We start from the raw sequence: 14,138 nt of genomic DNA, 5'->3' as shown, positions 1-14,138 counted from the left end.
ATCATTCCGCCGCCCCGTTGTCAGGGCTGCGGTCGGGCGCGGCCGGATCGACCGCAAAACGCAAGGTGGCCTTCGCTCCGCCGTCGGGCAGATTGGCAAAACTCAGATCGCCGCCATGTTCCTCGACGATCTTCTTCACGATCGCGAGGCCGAGCCCCGTGCCCTTCTCGCGCGTGGTCACATAAGGTTCGATGATGTTGTCGCGCCCCTGCGGCAGGCCGATGCCATTATCGCACACGTCGATCTGGAGCGTTCGGCCATGGAGGCTGACTTCGACATCGACACGCCCACGCCAGTCCAACGGAGCATCGCGGCGGCGCGCCTCTATCGCTTCGGAGGCGTTCTTGAGCACATTTGTCATGGCCTGACCGAACTGATGCCGGTCGCATGCGATGTGCGGGATATCGCCCGAGGCGGAGAAACCATAGCTGATTTCAGGGTGCCCCACTTCCTGCAAGAACAGCGCCTGCCGGGAGAGATCAAGCGGGTCTTCGGGGCGGAACACGGGCTTGGGCAGCCGGGCGAAGCTGGAGAACTCGTCGACCATCTTGCGCAGGTCACCCACTTGCCGGATGATCGTGCCGGTCAGTTCGTCGAACAGCGCGGTGTCCTCCACGATCTGGCGACCATAGCGGCGCTTGAGCCGTTCGGTAGCGAGTTGGATCGGGGTGAGCGGGTTCTTGATTTCGTGCGCGATGCGTCGCGCTACGTCAGACCAGGCCGCCTGCCGCTGGTCGAGCAGTTGGCGAGTGATATCCTCAAAGGTAATCACGGGACCACCCGCCGAGCGGGTCAGCTTTACGGCCAGCGTCAGCAACTCGTTGTCGCGACTGATCTGGAGGATGCCGCTATCCTTGCCGCTTTCTACCAGTTCGGCGAACTGCGGGGCGACATCAGCCAACGCGGCGCCGATGGGAGGCTCCCCCTCCCCGCTTAGCAGAAGCTCCTGCGCAGACTGGTTCATCAGCAACACCTTGCCCGCCGGATCGACCGAAATGATCCCGGCGGTGATGGACTGCAGCACGGCTTCGATAAACGTGCGCCGTTCGTCGAGCTGGTGGTTGGCGCCGATCAAGGCGTCGGTCTGGCGCTCGATCTGCTGGCTCATGCGGTTAAAGGCACGGTTGAGCAGACCGATCTCGTCCGGTCCGGTGCGTCCATCGACGCGGATGGCATAGTTGCCGCTGCCGATCTCGCGCGCGGCGGAGGCGAGTTCGGCCAGCGGCTTCACCTGCCGGTCGGCAAAGCGCAAGGCCGCCCACACGGCAATGCCCACCAGCGCCAGCGACATCGCAAACAGCGCCAGATTGTAGCGTAGCTGCAACGAGCGCATCCGGGCGATCAGCGCGTCATAATCGCTCACCACATTCTCGGCGCGGGTATAGAGCGCCATCACATCGGGATCGGAGTTGCGCGCGGCGTAGAGATAGACACCAAGATCGGCATCAAGCACGCTCACCGCCTCGACCCGCTCGGGCGTGGCATTAATCACTACCTGCTCGCCGCTTTGCAGCCGTTCTATCGTCTCCGGAGTAACGCGGATGCGGTCAGGATCGTCTTGCGGGTCGACAATCGCGGCAGTGCGCAAGGTGCCATCGGGAGCGAGTTGCAGGATCGCGCTTTCGTTCAGCTCACGATAGTAGACCTGAAGCCCGAAGAACTCCTCGAATTCGGGGCTGGTGACGGAATTTTCCTCAAGGAAGTACCTGAGGTCGACCGCCATGGCCGTGGTGTTGTTGCCGACGTCGAGCTGGTTTTCGTTATAGAAGCCTTCCGCCACCCGGTTTGCGTTTTCCATGATCCCGCGCGAATCGCTCGAAAACCAGAACTCGACGCCCGACTGAAACAGCAGGCTCGCAAACACGGCCACGATGAGCGTGGGGATCGCCGCGACCAGCGAGAAGAAGAACACCATGTTGACATGCAGGCGCGCGGTGGTGCCGCCAGCCCGCCGGATTGCGATGCGGCGACCCCAGAGGACCACCAGCGTCAACGCGGGGATGAGCGTGCCCACCAGCAGGATCGCTGCTTCGACCGAGGGGACCAGTTCGTCGGGGTCCGAGCGGCCGGTAAGGTAGAACCAGGCCGCGCCAAGCATCGCCACCAGCGAGACCGCTGCCAGCACTTCGAGCCAAAGAAACAGGTTCATCCGCCGCGCCGCGATCTGCGTGCGCCGCCACCAACGCGGAGAACGCCGACCGGCGCTTTCTTCTTGGCGGGAGGAGCTTACAGAGTTCACGTTGCAATCGTACAACACTGCTGTTGCCGGTGAGCAAGCTCTTTTTTGTGCAGTGCGGCTAGCCTTGCGAATAGCGTTCTGGATCGATGTCCAGCTCACCCAGACGTTTGCGCAGAGTGTTACGATTGATTCCAAGCAGTTGCGCAGCCTTGAGCTGGTTGCCTCCGGTTCGGCGCAAAGCGTGGCGCATCAAGGGGCGTTCGAATTGCGCCAGCGCCTCATGGTAGAGCACGCCCTCGCCAAACTGCTCCTGCGCGAGCCAGCGTTCGACGGTCGAAGCAAAGTCGGCAGGCTGTTCCGCCCCGGCCGGGTCGTTGTCGTCGACCAGCAGTTCCTTGATGGTGGCTGCGTCGATCTCGTCCTGCCGGGCGAGCAAGGCGGCGCGATAGACAAAGTTCTGCAGCTCGCGCACGTTGCCGCGCCATGGCTGCCGCGCCAGCAGCGCGGCCGCCTCGCGCGAGAGGCCGCGCCTAGGCAGGCCCTCGTCTGCCGCGCGGGAAAGGAAATGGCGGGCCAGCGGCTCGATATCGTCCATGCGGTCGCGCAACGGAGGCAGGCGGATCGGGACCACGTTGAGCCGGTAAAACAGGTCTTCGCGGAACGTGCCCGCAGCGATCATCGGCGCGAGATCACGGTTAGTGGCGGCGACGATGCGGACATCCACCGCGATTTCCTCACTGCCGCCGACTCGCCGAATCCGTCCCGATTGCAACGCGCGCAGCAGGCGGGTCTGCGCTTCGGCGGGCATATCGCCAATTTCGTCGAGAAACAGCGTGCCTCCGTGCGCTTGCTCGAACTTGCCTACACTGCGCGCGGTCGCGCCGGTGAAAGCGCCTTTCTCGTGTCCGAACAGCTCGCTTTCGATCAGCTCGCGCGGAATGGCGGCGGCGTTTAGTGCGACGAACGGACCGCTCTTGCGCTTGCCAAGCTGGTGGATTGCTTCGGCCACCAGTTCCTTGCCAGTGCCACTTTCGCCCAGCACCAGTACCGACAGATCGTTTCCGAGCAGGCGTGAGATCAGTCGGTAGACCTCCTGCATCGCCGGGCTGCGTCCGATCAGCGGCAGGCCGTCGCCCGGCTCTTCGCCCTCGGTGTCGCTTGCCTTGCGGTTTGCCACCGCCTGGGACGCCGCACGGACCAGTTCGTCGAGATCGAACGGCTTGGGGAAATACTCGAAGGCCCCGCCACTGGTCGCGCGCACGGCAGTGTCGAGCGTGTTCTGCGCCGACAGGATGATGACCGGCATATCGGGATAGGCCTCGCGCACTGCTCCGAGCGTGGCGATCCCATCGCCGTCGGTCAGCATCACGTCGGTAAGCATCACACCATAGGCATTGCCCACAAGCAGCCGGTCGCGTTCGGCAATGCTGTCGCAAGAATCGACCGCAAACCCTTCGTCTTCCATCGCACTGCGGATCACGGTGGCGATGGCGTTATCGTCTTCGACCAACAGGGCCTTGCGGTTCATGCAGTCTTCTCCGGTTTCGCCATCGGCAGATGGATCCGGAAGTGGGTCCACCCATCCGTTTCGTCGCGTTCATGAGTGATGCGGCCATCCATGTCGCGCACCAACTTCTGCACCAGCGCGAGACCAAGGCCCTGTCCGTTGGGCTTGCTGGAGACGAAGGGCTCGAAAATATGATCGCGCAGGCTCGCATCGATCCCCGGTCCGTTGTCGCTCACGGTGATCTCGATGGGGAGTTTGATCGAGCGGCCCAGCCGCATGACGTTCATCACCAGCCCGCTGACAAAGCGCGTGCGGACCATGATCTGCGGATCGTCGGCCGAGGCGCAGGCATCGCAGGCATTGGCCATCAGGTTGACCAGCACCTGCACCAGTGCGCCCTCATTGGCCATCACCGGCGGCAGTGAGGGGTCGAACTCTTCACGCCAGGTGACCGAAAGGTCGGTGGCGATCTCGACGGTCTCGTATGCGCGGTGGATTGCGGTGTGCAGGTTTACCGGCCCGATCGGCTCGGCACGCTCGCGCCCCAGCCGCTGCATCCGGTCGATCAGTGCGGCGATCCGGTCGACCTCATCGGCGATGAGGCGGGTCCATGCCAGTTCCCCCTCCTTCGCCTTGCGCCCGAGCAACTGCGCAGCCCCGCGAATGGCGGCCAGCGGGTTTTTGATCTCGTGCGCAAGAACGGCCGGCCCACGCAGGTTGGAGCGGCGTTCCTCGTCGTCAAGCAATTCGCCCTGCCCCTTCTCGGACAGCGTAACAACGCGCCAGCCGGGATGAACCGGCATTGGCGACACCGTGAGATTCGTGCGGATTCGCGCATCGCCGAGCTTGAGTTCAAGACCGCGTACGATCAGCTGCGTTTCCCCTTTGCGCAGCTTATCGACGAGGTGCTTCTGTTCGAAATTCACAATGTCGAGCAGGCTTCGGCCCATAAGACGGCGGGCGCTGATCCCGATCATGCTTTCAGCGGCCGGATTGGCCTCCACGATTGCAAGATCGGGGCCGACCAGCAGCAAGGCAAAGCTCACCCCGGCGATCTGGTCGCGCGCATCGGGGCGCGTAGCGGACTGGGGGCCGGAGCTATCGCTCACGCGGCCCTTCGGTGCAGGAAGGGATCGTAAAACTCGGCAAGGTCCGCCAGCACCTGGCGCGGATCGTCGACGAAGTTCACCTTGTTACGGAACTCAGCAGAGCCGTGCATTCCCTTGGTATACCATCCCAGATGCTTGCGCGCGATCTTCACGCCCACATCCTCGCCATAGTGATCGAGCATCATGAGATAGTGCTCGACCACGAGGCGATATTGCTCGTCGAAGCTGGGCGTCTCGCGTTTTTCTCCGGTCTGCCACCAGTGCATGACCTGACCCAGCAGCCAGGGTCTGCCATAGGCGCCCCGCCCGATCATGATGCCATCGGCGCCCGACTGATCGAGCGCCTTGGCTGCATCGTCGATGGTGCAGATGTCGCCATTGGCAATCACGGGGATCGTCACCGCGTCCTTCACCTTGCGGATGAATGCCCAGTCGGCGCTGCCCTTGTACATCTGGTTGCGGGTGCGGCCATGCACGGTGATCAGCTGTACGCCGAGATCCTGCGCTATGCGCCCCAGTTCGGGCGCGTTGAGGCTTGCGTGATCCCAGCCCATGCGCATCTTCACGGTGACGGGCACCTTCACCGCCTTCACCGTCGCTTCCATCAGCTTGATCGCCAGCGGCACCTCGCGCATCAGAGCGCTGCCCGCGTACTGGCCCACCACCTTGCGAACTGGGCAGCCGAAATTGATGTCGATGATCGCTGCGCCATTGCCCTCTTGCAATTTGGCCGCCTCGGCCATGCTGGCGGGGTCGCAGCCGACCAGCTGCATCGAGACCGGCTCTTCCGTCGCGTGCCAGGCCGCCTTCTGTACCGACTGACGCGTTTCGCGGATGGCCGCCTCGCTGGCGATCATCTCGGTGACATTCAGGCCCGAGCCATACCGGCGCACAATACGGCGGAACGGCAGGTCGGTCACGCCGGTCATCGGCGCGAGCACGACAGGGCAGCCGACCTCGACGGGGCCGACCATGATCGGCTTCAAGGCCGGTGGAGGGGGCAATGTGCTCATGCTGGAAGGTGTGCCTAAAATATGGGCAGGCGCATAGTGGATTGCGAGCGGCGCGGCAAGCCGCTAGCCCGCGCCCGGCCTGACATGACCCATTCGCCTACCCCTCCCCCGCCCGGATGCGCCGCCGTGATCGTTGCCGCTGGCAAAGGCCTGCGTGCGGATCAGCCGCTTCCCAAGCAGTTCGCCCCGTGGCGCGGCAAGCCAGTGTTGCGACACGCGGCTGACGCGCTGGCAACTGCTGGAGTGGCGCCCATCGCCGTGGTGATTCCGGAGGGCGCAGATGTTCTGGCCGCCGGGATTCTGGCCGGGATCGCGGATATTCTTCTCGTGACAGGCGGCACCACGCGGCAGGAAAGCGTTGCGCTCGGTCTAGAGGCTCTCGCTCCGCACAATCCGCAAGCCGTCTTGATACACGATGCAGCCCGCCCCGATTGCCCGCCCGAGGTAATTGCGCGCCTGACCGATGCTCTGGCCCTGTATCCCGGCGCGATTCCGGTGCTGCCGGTGGTCGATTCAATGATCCTTGCGCACGAAGGGTTGATGCACGCAGACGCCAAGCGTGAGCAATTGCGCCGTGTGCAGACCCCCCAGGCTTTCCGCTTCGCCGATATTCTCGGCGCGCATCGGGCTTGGGAGGGCGAGCCTGACGCCGGTGACGATGCGCAGGTGTTGCGCGCGCATGCGGGCGAAGTGGCGCTGGTCGATGGCGACGAGCGTCTTGCCAAGCTCACCTTCAAGGAGGATTTCGTGGATCATCAAGCAAACGCCTTGCCGCCGGTTCGCACGGGCATGGGCTATGACGTCCACCGTCTGACCTCGGGTGAAGAACTGTGGTTGTGCGGGGTGAAGATCGCCCACGACAAGGGGTTGGCGGGCCACTCAGACGCCGACGTAGCGATTCATGCGCTGGTCGATGCGATCCTCGGCGCGGTGGCGGCCGGGGATATCGGCCAGCACTTCCCGCCATCCGACCCGCAGTGGAAAGGTGCCTCGTCCGACCGTTTTCTTGTTCACGCGGTAAAACTGGCGCAGCAGCGCGGCTATGGTATCGGCAATGTCGACGTGACCATCGTCTGCGAGGCGCCGAAGATTGGGCCACACCGCGAGGCGATGCGGGCGCGGCTGGCCGAGCTGCTGGGCGTTGCGCAGGATTTTGTTGCCGTGAAAGCAACCACCACCGAAAGACTGGGCTTTGCCGGACGCGGCGAAGGTATCGCCGCGCAGGCGATTGCCACTATGGTCCGGCTGTGAAAGGATCAGGAAGATGAGTTTCGCGAAGTCCTCTGCGTTGGCGGTCGCCGCCCTCGCGCTTGCAGCCCAGCCGGCAATGGCACAGGCGCAGCGTGATTGCATAAGCGAGGCTGAAGTCAGCGCCTTGATAATCTATGCGGTTCCCCATGCCATGCGCGGCGTGCGTAACCGATGCGGAGCAAGCCTTGCCGCCGATGGCTTTCTCGCCACTCGCGGGGCGCAGTTTTCCCAACGTTATGCTGCTTTGGCAGATGCGAATTGGCCCAGCGCCTTTCGCGCGCTCACCCGCATGACAGCAGATGGTGAAGGCGCAGCCAAAGGTAAGCTCCAGCTCGACCAACTGCCGCCCGAACTCGTGCGCCCGCTGGTTGACGAGATGATTGCGCAGATGGTTGGGGGAGAAGTTGCCCAGGCCGATTGCGGCAGGATCGAACGCGCTGCAGAGGTGTTCGCACCGCTCGATCCCGCCGAGCTGGGAGAGATCGCTGCCGTTTTCCTGAGCCTGGCCGGCGTCGATAAACCCAAGATCTGTGCGGTGAATTGATTATGCCAGAGACCGTTCTCCCCAAGCAAATCGCCGATCTGGCCAAGCGGGTTATCGCCGAGAATGCCGCTGCCGGGCGCAAGGTCGTGCTGGCCGAAAGCTGCACTGGAGGGCTCGTCTGCGCCGCGCTCACCGAGGTGCCCGGCTCCTCCGCCGTGCTTGAGCGCGGCTACGTCACCTATTCAAACACGGCGAAGACCGAAGATCTCGGCGTTTCTCAAGACATCATCGATGCCTTTGGCGCGGTGTCCGTGGCCTGCGTCTACGCCATGGCGCAAGGCGCGCTGGAACGCAGCGATGGGGCGGACGTCGCGGTTGCGATCAGCGGGATCGCCGGGCCGGAAGGCGGATCGGCGACCAAGCCGGTCGGCACTGTGGTGTTCGCGTGTATGGTGCGCGGAGAAGAGCAGCCCACTGCGGAAGAGCGCCTGTTCGATGAACACACCCGCGCCGGGGTGCGCTATCAGGCGACGCTGTGCGCGTTGGAGCTGTTGCTGCCGTAAAGCTCGGCGGCGCGCGCTTCGAAGGCGGTCACCATCTTGCGGAACGCCCGGTCGACATACTGACCGGCGAGCGCCTCAAACATGCGGTTCTTGAACGCGAAGTCGACGCTGAAGTCGATCTCGCAACCGTCTTCGCCCCTGTCGTGAAACAGCCAGCAGTTATCGAGGTCGCGCATCGGCCCGTCGACATAGTGAACCTCAATCCGGTTCGGCCGGTCGAGCGTGACGCGCGAGGTGAATTTCTCGCGCAGCGCCTTAAAGCCGACCAGCATGTCGGCGGTCATCCCCTCTTCGGTGCGATCACGCACTCGCGTTGCCACGACCCAAGGCAGGAACTTGCTGTAGTTGCCGACGTCCGCGACGAGGTCGAACATCTGCTCTGCGCTGTAGGGCAGCGCGCGGGTCTCACGAATGGACGGCATCAGCTGCTCTTCTGCGCCTGCTTGGCCAGCTTCGCCTCACGCGCGGCGCGCATTTCGGCAAAATCTTCGCCCGCGTGATAGCTTGAGCGCGTAAGCGGGCTGGAGGCGACCTGTAGAAAACCTTTGGCCCGTGCGATCGAGCCATAGGCGTTGAACGTTTTGGGTTCGACGAACTCGATAACCGACGTGTGCTTCGGCGTCGGCTGAAGATACTGTCCCATGGTGAGGAAATCGACCTCGGCAGAGCGCATATCGTCCATCACCTGATGCACTTCGAGCCGCTGCTCGCCCAAACCGAGCATGATGCCCGACTTGGTGAAGATCATCGGATCGTGCCGCTTAACCTCTTCAAGCAATCGCAGCGAGGCATAGTAGCGCGCGCCGGGGCGGATCGTCGGGTAAAGCCGAGGCACCGTTTCGAGGTTGTGGTTGTAGACATCTGGCCCGGCGGCGCAGATCGCCTCCACGCTTGCACGCATTTTACCCCGGAAATCGGGCGTGAGAATCTCGATAGTGGTGTTCGGTGTCTCGCGGCGTAGCGCCTCGATCACCTTCACAAACTGCCCTGCCCCGCCATCGGGCAGATCGTCGCGGTCGACGCTGGTGATGACGATGTGCTCGAGCCCCATTTCGGCGGCGGCGGTGGCGACATGCTCGGGTTCGAGCGGGTCGACCATGCGCGGCATCCCGGTCTTCACGTTGCAAAACGCGCAGGCGCGGGTGCAGACATCGCCCAGAATCATGACTGTGGCGTGCTTTTTCGTCCAGCACTCGCCGATGTTCGGACAGGCTGCTTCTTCGCAGACCGTGTTAAGGCCGAGATCGCGCATCAGTTTGCGCGTCTCGTTATAGCCTTTGGACACGGGAGCCTTGACGCGAATCCAATCGGGCTTGCGTCGTCTTTCGGGGTTCGGTGCGGCGGAAAGGTCGTTCATCACGCCCCCACTTAAGCAAGCCTCTTGCCATAGGCAATGCCGCTGGGGCACAGGATTGCCGCATGACCAAACTCACGCCCGATTTTGCCGCTCTCCTCGATGGCTACACACGTTTCCGCCAGAACGGCTATGTTGAAAGTCGCGAGCGCTGGGAGGCGCTGCGTGAAGGGCAAGAGCCCAAGGTGATGATTATCGCCTGTTCCGACAGCCGGGTTGATCCGACGCAGATTTTCGACGTTTCGCCGGGCGAGATTTTCGTCGTGCGCAATGTCGCTGCGCTTGTCCCCCCGTTCGAGACGACGCCGGGCCAGCACGGTGTTTCGGCCGCGCTAGAATTTGCGGTGCAGTTCCTTAAAGTAACCGAGGTGTTGGTGATGGGCCACGGCATGTGCGGCGGTTGCAACGCCGCGCTGACGCAGGCCTTGCACGGCAACCGGCTTGGCGAAGGTGGCTTTGTCGCCTCGTGGATTTCAATGCTCGATCCGGTGCGCGATTCGATTGTCGCGGAGCATGGGACCAGCGGGCGCCACGCCGAACGGGCAATGGAACACGAAGCGGTCAAGGTGAGCCTCGCCAACCTGCGGACGTTTCCGTGCGTGCAGGAAAAGGAGCCGACCGGCGAGCTGACGCTGCGCGGAGCTTACTTCTCGATCAACGAAGGCGTTCTCCATCTACTTGATGAAGCGGAAGGAAAGTTCAAGCCTGCTTGAGCTTGATCGCGCTTGCCTTTGCGGCGAGCCAAGGCCATCTGGGCCTCATGCCTGAAGCAGCACTGAAAAATATCGCCCTGTTGATCGACGCCGACAATGCCAGCCACGCCGGGATTGATCCTGTGCTTACGGTTCTGGCCGAAATGGGGCAGGTCAACATTCGCCGCGCCTATGGCAACTGGGCCAAGCCTGCGCTTTCCAAGTGGAGCAAGATTACGCACCGCTTTGGCCTGCAGCCGATGCAGCAGTTCGACCTTACCAAGGGCAAGAACGCCACCGACATGGCGATGACGATCGACGCCATCGACCTGCTCTATCGCGGCAAGGTCGACGGGTTCGGGATCATGAGTTCGGACAGCGACTTCACTCCGCTCGTCACGCGGCTGCGGCAGGACGGGCTGATCGTCTATGGCTTCGGCAGCGAGAAAGCGCCCGAGGCCTTCCGCACCGCCTGCACCCGTTACATCGATGTCGACCGCCTGATCCGCACTGCCGCCAAGGAGGATGACGACCGTTCCGAGCAGGGACCGGAAAGCGAGGCGCTCGATGACGACCTGATCGAACTGCTGGGCAGCGCATGGAAGGCCGCCAGCCGGGACGAGAACGGTTTCGCGCGTCTGCAGGAGGTCGGCCAGATCGCCGGCAACCGGTCAAGCTTCGACGTGCGCAACCATGGCTACAAAAAGCTCGCAGATCTGGTTCGCGCCAAGAGCGACCGCTTCAAACTCGAGAAGCGGGATAACGGTCAGCTTTATGTGAAGCGGCTACGCTGAGGCACCATTTGGCTCGTCGAGCGTAGGTTCCTCAAGTTACAGGGGAACTCATGATGGTCGACAAATCCGAAAAATTCGAATGGCTCGTGCGCGTCGGCTATTTCAGTCGGGCGATACTTTATGCAGTGCTTGGTCTGATCGCGCTCACCAGTGCGGGGCAGATCAGCCGGGGCACTGAAGGAATCTTCGCAGCGGTCGAAAACTTTGCGTTCGGACAGTTTATACTCTGGATCATGGTTGTGGGCCTGTGCGCCTATGCGCTGTTCCGCCTTGCCTCCACGTTTTTCGATATCGAGCACAATGGCAGTGATACAAAAGGGTGGGCCAAGCGCATCGGTCACGCTGGAAGCGCCATCGGCCATTTCGCGCTGGCCTGGACCGCCTATGAATTCGCCACCGGGCCTGGCTCTGGCGGCGGGGGCGCGCAGGATGCTGCAGCCGGACTCATGAGCATGAGCTTCGGCCCCACCCTGCTTGGATTGTTGGGCATTGCCTTTGGCCTTACCGCGCTGTTCCAGCTGAAGAAGGCTATCTCCGGCGAATTCATGCACCGGGTAAGCTCGCGCGCGCCTTCGGCCACGCGTTGGCTCGGTGGCCTGGGTTATGGCGCTAGGGCGGTGGTTTACGGCGTGATCGGGTGGTCTCTCGCCAAGGTCGGCTTCATGTCTGGCGGAAGCGATCAGGTGAAGACGCTGGGCGACGCCGTTGCCAGCCTTGCCGACGAGGGCGCTGTTTTCACGATTACCGCGTTGGGGCTGCTGATGTTCGGCCTCTTTAGCCTGGTGCTGGCGCGCTACCGCATCATTCCAGAGCTGGATCTCGACCGTAAGGTGCCGGAGTTCCGGGCCTAAACGGTCAGGAGCCGCAGCTTACCGTTCCGCTGCCGGTGTAGACAATTCGGTCCCACCGGTCGCGGAGCCATATGGTGCCTTGATAGAGGGTGCTTTCGCTGGCGTTGGGATCTTCGCGGCCCTCTCCCTCAATTTCCAGGCGGAGAGAGAATTGCCTGCCATTGTAAAGAGAGCCGGTGCGGTTCGCCAACTGGCGCGCGCCGGGATCGGCGGCAAAGCGGATCATCTCGTCCTCTATCTTCATGTAGGCGTCAGCCTCGCGCGCTATGACGCGAGCGCCCATGCTCGTGCCCGGCGCGTAGGCACAGGAGGCCCCGAACAGGTCTTCCTTCTCGATATCCGGATATAGAATTGCTTGGGGGATCACCTCCTCGATGGGCGGCGGCGCTTCGTTGGCGGCGCGCACCATCTGGACCACCTTTTGATCCTGCGCGGCCTTTTCCTCCGGGCTCTGCTCATCAGAGCAACTGGCCAAGGCAACGGCCAGACCTATCAGCAAAGCGGTGCGCATCAGTGTCTCCCGAAAAGCTTTTCGACATCGGCCAGCGACAGGCGGACCCAGGTGGGACGCCCGTGGTTGCACTGACCTGAACGCGGAGTCGCCTCCATTTCGCGCAGCAATGCGTTCATCTCGGCGACGTTCAATATCCGCCCTGCCCTTACCGAACCGTGGCAGGCCATGGTTGCCAAGACGTGTTCGATCCGTTCACCAAGTAGCAGCGCGCCTCCATTTGCAGCGATGTCGTCGGCGATGTCGCTGAGGAGTTTGGCGGGGTCGGCCTTCTTTAGCGAGGCGGGCATTGCGCGCACCAGCATAGCACCGGGTCCGAACCGCTCGACCGCAAGGCCCAGCTTGGCAAGATCGTCAGCGCAATCCTCGATCCGATCGCAGGCGGGTTCGTCAAGCTCGACCACCTCGGGCATCAGCAGTGCCTGACTGGCGGCAACCTTGTCGCCCACGCCAGCGGCGCGCAACCGTTCGAGAACGATCCGCTCGTGGGCGGCGTGCTGGTCGACGAGGATCAGGCCTTCCGCCGATTCGGCGACGATGTAGGTACCCGCCACCTGACCGCGCGCAATCCCGAGCGGATAGTCGGCGTCTTCTTTAGCTATCGGTTCGGCAGCTTCGGCGCGGCCTTGCGGTGCGTCGAGCACTGGGGCAGATCCACCGAACATCGCTGGCCGTTCGGCAACTGTCGAAGCCAAAAAAGAGGGGGAAGGCGCGGACCAGTCCCGCCCGGTGAAGAGCGAGTGCAGCGCGGGCGCTGGACTCGTCGGCTCAGCCTGCCAGCGGCCCATCGCCTCGGCATCGGGTGCCTGGGCGCTGCGCCGGTCGCCGGTCGCCAGAGCTTGCCTCAGCCCGGAGACAATGAAGCCGCGAATACCGGTCGAATCGCGAAAGCGGACCTCGGTCTTGGCCGGGTGGACGTTCACATCGACATCTTCCGGAGGCAGGTCGAGGAACAGCGCCAGCACCGCGTGCCGGTCACGCGCGAGCATATCGGCGTAGGCTCCGCGAACGGCCCCGGTGAGCAGCCGGTCTTTCACCGGGCGGCCGTTGACGAACAAATATTGGTGATCGGCCACACCGCGATTGTAAGTCGGCAGACCCGCGATTCCCGACAGGCGTATGTCGCCGCGCTCGAAGTCTATCGCTACGCCGTTCTCCTTCAGCTCGCGCGCGACGATCTGGGCGACCCGATTTTCGGTCCCCTCCCTTCCCTGAACCGAGAAGATGCGCCGTCCGCCGTGTTCGAAGGTGAAGGCGATGTCGGGCCGCGCCATGGCGAGGCGGCGCATAACCTCGTGACAGGCGCCGTATTCGCTCCGCGCAGTACGCAGGAACTTGCGCCGGGCCGGAACCTTGCCGAACAGATTTTCCATCCGCACCCGCGTTCCCGGCGGGAGGGCGGCAGGCTCATCGGCGATCACTGCGCCATGATCGACCACCCGGCGCCACCCCTGATCGTTGCCTTGCGGACGGCTTTCCAGCGTCAGCCGCGCCACGCTGGCAATCGACGGCAAGGCTTCCCCCCGGAAACCGAGCGTGGCGACCTGTTCGATGGCTTCATCGGGAAGTTTCGAGGTGGCATGTCGCTCCAACGCCAGCGACATTTCCTCAGGCGTCATCCCGCAGCCATCGTCTGTCACCTCGATCGAGCCGAGCCCGCCGTCCGCGATGGCGACGAGCACCCGCGAGGCCCCCGCGTCTATGGCATTCTCGACCAGTTCCTTAAGCGCGGATGCGGGTCGCTCGACCACCTCGCCGGCGGCGATCCTGTTGACGAGGTGTTCGGGAAGACGACGTATTTTCGACATTGCGCCACCCGTCTAAACCCAA

Annotated in this window: 14 protein-coding genes; 6 read left to right on the top strand and 8 right to left on the bottom strand. The window is 63.2% G+C overall.

From position 1 onward, the window contains the following. Nucleotide 1: 1 nt before the first annotated feature. From E0473_RS02260 to dusB, 4 genes are all read right to left on the bottom strand, one after another. Nucleotides 2-2,149 carry a sensor histidine kinase gene (locus E0473_RS02260; protein WP_137679226.1) on the bottom strand — a complete coding sequence of 716 codons (2,148 nt, stop codon included), beginning with the start codon at nucleotides 2,147-2,149 and terminating at the stop codon, nucleotides 2-4. A 148-nt stretch (nucleotides 2,150-2,297) separates the two neighbouring features. After that, nucleotides 2,298-3,707, bottom strand: a complete 1,410-nt coding sequence (gene ntrC / locus E0473_RS02255; RefSeq protein ID WP_137679225.1) for a nitrogen regulation protein NR(I) — start codon at nucleotides 3,705-3,707, stop codon at nucleotides 2,298-2,300. Further along, a complete protein-coding gene (locus E0473_RS02250; RefSeq protein WP_137679224.1) occupies nucleotides 3,704-4,795 on the bottom strand; it encodes a two-component system sensor histidine kinase NtrB in 1,092 nt (363 codons plus the stop codon). Before E0473_RS02250 ends, ntrC begins: the two co-directional genes overlap by 4 nt. Beyond that, nucleotides 4,792-5,808, bottom strand: coding sequence for a tRNA dihydrouridine synthase DusB (gene dusB, locus E0473_RS02245; RefSeq protein WP_137679223.1), 1,017 nt, complete (start codon nucleotides 5,806-5,808; stop codon nucleotides 4,792-4,794). The genes E0473_RS02250 and dusB overlap by 4 nt, the downstream gene beginning before the upstream one ends. An 84-nt stretch (nucleotides 5,809-5,892) precedes the next feature. On the opposite strand from dusB, the gene E0473_RS02240 reads away from it, so the two are divergent. From E0473_RS02240 to E0473_RS02230, 3 genes are read left to right on the top strand one after another with little or no spacing between them, the layout of a single operon-like run. Then, on the top strand, nucleotides 5,893-7,059 hold the full coding sequence (locus tag E0473_RS02240) for a bifunctional 2-C-methyl-D-erythritol 4-phosphate cytidylyltransferase/2-C-methyl-D-erythritol 2,4-cyclodiphosphate synthase (RefSeq protein ID WP_137679222.1): 1,167 nt from the start codon (nucleotides 5,893-5,895) through the stop codon (nucleotides 7,057-7,059). Beyond that, a complete protein-coding gene (locus E0473_RS02235; protein ID WP_162536212.1) occupies nucleotides 7,001-7,603 on the top strand; it encodes a hypothetical protein in 603 nt (200 codons plus the stop codon). The genes E0473_RS02240 and E0473_RS02235 overlap by 59 nt, the downstream gene beginning before the upstream one ends. Nucleotides 7,604-7,605: 2 nt before the next feature. Then, on the top strand, nucleotides 7,606-8,106 hold the full coding sequence (locus tag E0473_RS02230) for a CinA family protein (RefSeq protein WP_137679220.1): 501 nt from the start codon (nucleotides 7,606-7,608) through the stop codon (nucleotides 8,104-8,106). Here the strand turns inward: E0473_RS02230 and E0473_RS02225 are convergent. Both E0473_RS02225 and lipA read right to left on the bottom strand, forming a co-directional pair. Continuing rightward, the gene (locus tag E0473_RS02225) at nucleotides 8,067-8,528 is read right to left on the bottom strand and encodes a type II toxin-antitoxin system RatA family toxin (RefSeq protein ID WP_137679219.1); all 462 of its coding nucleotides are present in this window, start codon (nucleotides 8,526-8,528) and stop codon (nucleotides 8,067-8,069) included. The genes E0473_RS02230 and E0473_RS02225 overlap by 40 nt on opposite strands. After that, a complete protein-coding gene (gene lipA / locus E0473_RS02220) occupies nucleotides 8,528-9,463 on the bottom strand; it encodes a lipoyl synthase (RefSeq protein WP_137679218.1) in 936 nt (311 codons plus the stop codon). Before lipA ends, E0473_RS02225 begins: the two co-directional genes overlap by 1 nt. Nucleotides 9,464-9,525: 62 nt before the next feature. On the opposite strand from lipA, the gene E0473_RS02215 reads away from it, so the two are divergent. The 3 genes from E0473_RS02215 to E0473_RS02205 are packed head-to-tail and all read left to right on the top strand — an operon-like array spanning nucleotide 9,526 to nucleotide 11,797. After that, nucleotides 9,526-10,173, top strand: coding sequence for a carbonic anhydrase (locus E0473_RS02215; protein WP_137679217.1), 648 nt, complete (start codon nucleotides 9,526-9,528; stop codon nucleotides 10,171-10,173). A 47-nt stretch (nucleotides 10,174-10,220) separates the two neighbouring features. After that, entirely contained in the window at nucleotides 10,221-10,946 is a 726-nt protein-coding gene (locus E0473_RS02210; protein WP_137679216.1) for an NYN domain-containing protein, read from the top strand. Between the two features lie 50 nt (nucleotides 10,947-10,996). Further along, complete coding sequence (locus E0473_RS02205; protein ID WP_241657295.1) at nucleotides 10,997-11,797, top strand: DUF1206 domain-containing protein; 801 nt, start codon at nucleotides 10,997-10,999, stop codon at nucleotides 11,795-11,797. Nucleotides 11,798-11,801: 4 nt separating this feature from the next. Here the strand turns inward: E0473_RS02205 and E0473_RS02200 are convergent, their stop codons facing one another. Further along, nucleotides 11,802-12,308 (bottom strand): hypothetical protein, encoded by a 507-nt coding sequence (locus E0473_RS02200; protein WP_137679215.1) that lies wholly within the window; start codon nucleotides 12,306-12,308, stop codon nucleotides 11,802-11,804. Beyond that, nucleotides 12,308-14,116: a DNA mismatch repair endonuclease MutL gene (gene mutL / locus E0473_RS02195; protein ID WP_137679214.1), complete on the bottom strand. Its 1,809-nt coding sequence runs from the start codon at nucleotides 14,114-14,116 to the stop codon at nucleotides 12,308-12,310. Before mutL ends, E0473_RS02200 begins: the two co-directional genes overlap by 1 nt. Between the last annotated feature and the right edge of the window lie 22 nt (nucleotides 14,117-14,138).

It is taken from the genome of Aurantiacibacter suaedae (assembly GCF_005434915.1).
Classification (GTDB): domain Bacteria; phylum Pseudomonadota; class Alphaproteobacteria; order Sphingomonadales; family Sphingomonadaceae; genus Alteraurantiacibacter; species Alteraurantiacibacter suaedae.
The sequence above is the reverse complement of the archived record's forward strand: the minus strand, read 5'-3'. Positions and strand labels throughout refer to the sequence as shown.

Bases quoted from the DNA above. Each gene is read 5' to 3' on its own strand.
- ntrC (WP_137679225.1), bottom strand. From the start codon at position 3,707: ATGAACCGCAAGGCCCTGTTGGTCGAAGACGATAACGCCATCGCCACC.
- E0473_RS02215 (WP_137679217.1), top strand. From the start codon at position 9,526: ATGACCAAACTCACGCCCGATTTTGCCGCTCTCCTCGATGGCTACACA.
- E0473_RS02240 (WP_137679222.1), top strand. From the start codon at position 5,893: ATGACCCATTCGCCTACCCCTCCCCCGCCCGGATGCGCCGCCGTGATC.
- E0473_RS02210 (WP_137679216.1), top strand. From the start codon at position 10,221: ATGCCTGAAGCAGCACTGAAAAATATCGCCCTGTTGATCGACGCCGAC.
- E0473_RS02230 (WP_137679220.1), top strand. From the start codon at position 7,606: ATGCCAGAGACCGTTCTCCCCAAGCAAATCGCCGATCTGGCCAAGCGG.
- mutL (WP_137679214.1), bottom strand. From the start codon at position 14,116: ATGTCGAAAATACGTCGTCTTCCCGAACACCTCGTCAACAGGATCGCC.
- lipA (WP_137679218.1), bottom strand. From the start codon at position 9,463: ATGAACGACCTTTCCGCCGCACCGAACCCCGAAAGACGACGCAAGCCC.
- E0473_RS02225 (WP_137679219.1), bottom strand. From the start codon at position 8,528: ATGCCGTCCATTCGTGAGACCCGCGCGCTGCCCTACAGCGCAGAGCAG.
- E0473_RS02260 (WP_137679226.1), bottom strand. From the start codon at position 2,149: ATGAACCTGTTTCTTTGGCTCGAAGTGCTGGCAGCGGTCTCGCTGGTG.
- E0473_RS02200 (WP_137679215.1), bottom strand. From the start codon at position 12,308: ATGCGCACCGCTTTGCTGATAGGTCTGGCCGTTGCCTTGGCCAGTTGC.
- dusB (WP_137679223.1), bottom strand. From the start codon at position 5,808: ATGAGCACATTGCCCCCTCCACCGGCCTTGAAGCCGATCATGGTCGGC.
- E0473_RS02205 (WP_241657295.1), top strand. From the start codon at position 10,997: ATGATGGTCGACAAATCCGAAAAATTCGAATGGCTCGTGCGCGTCGGC.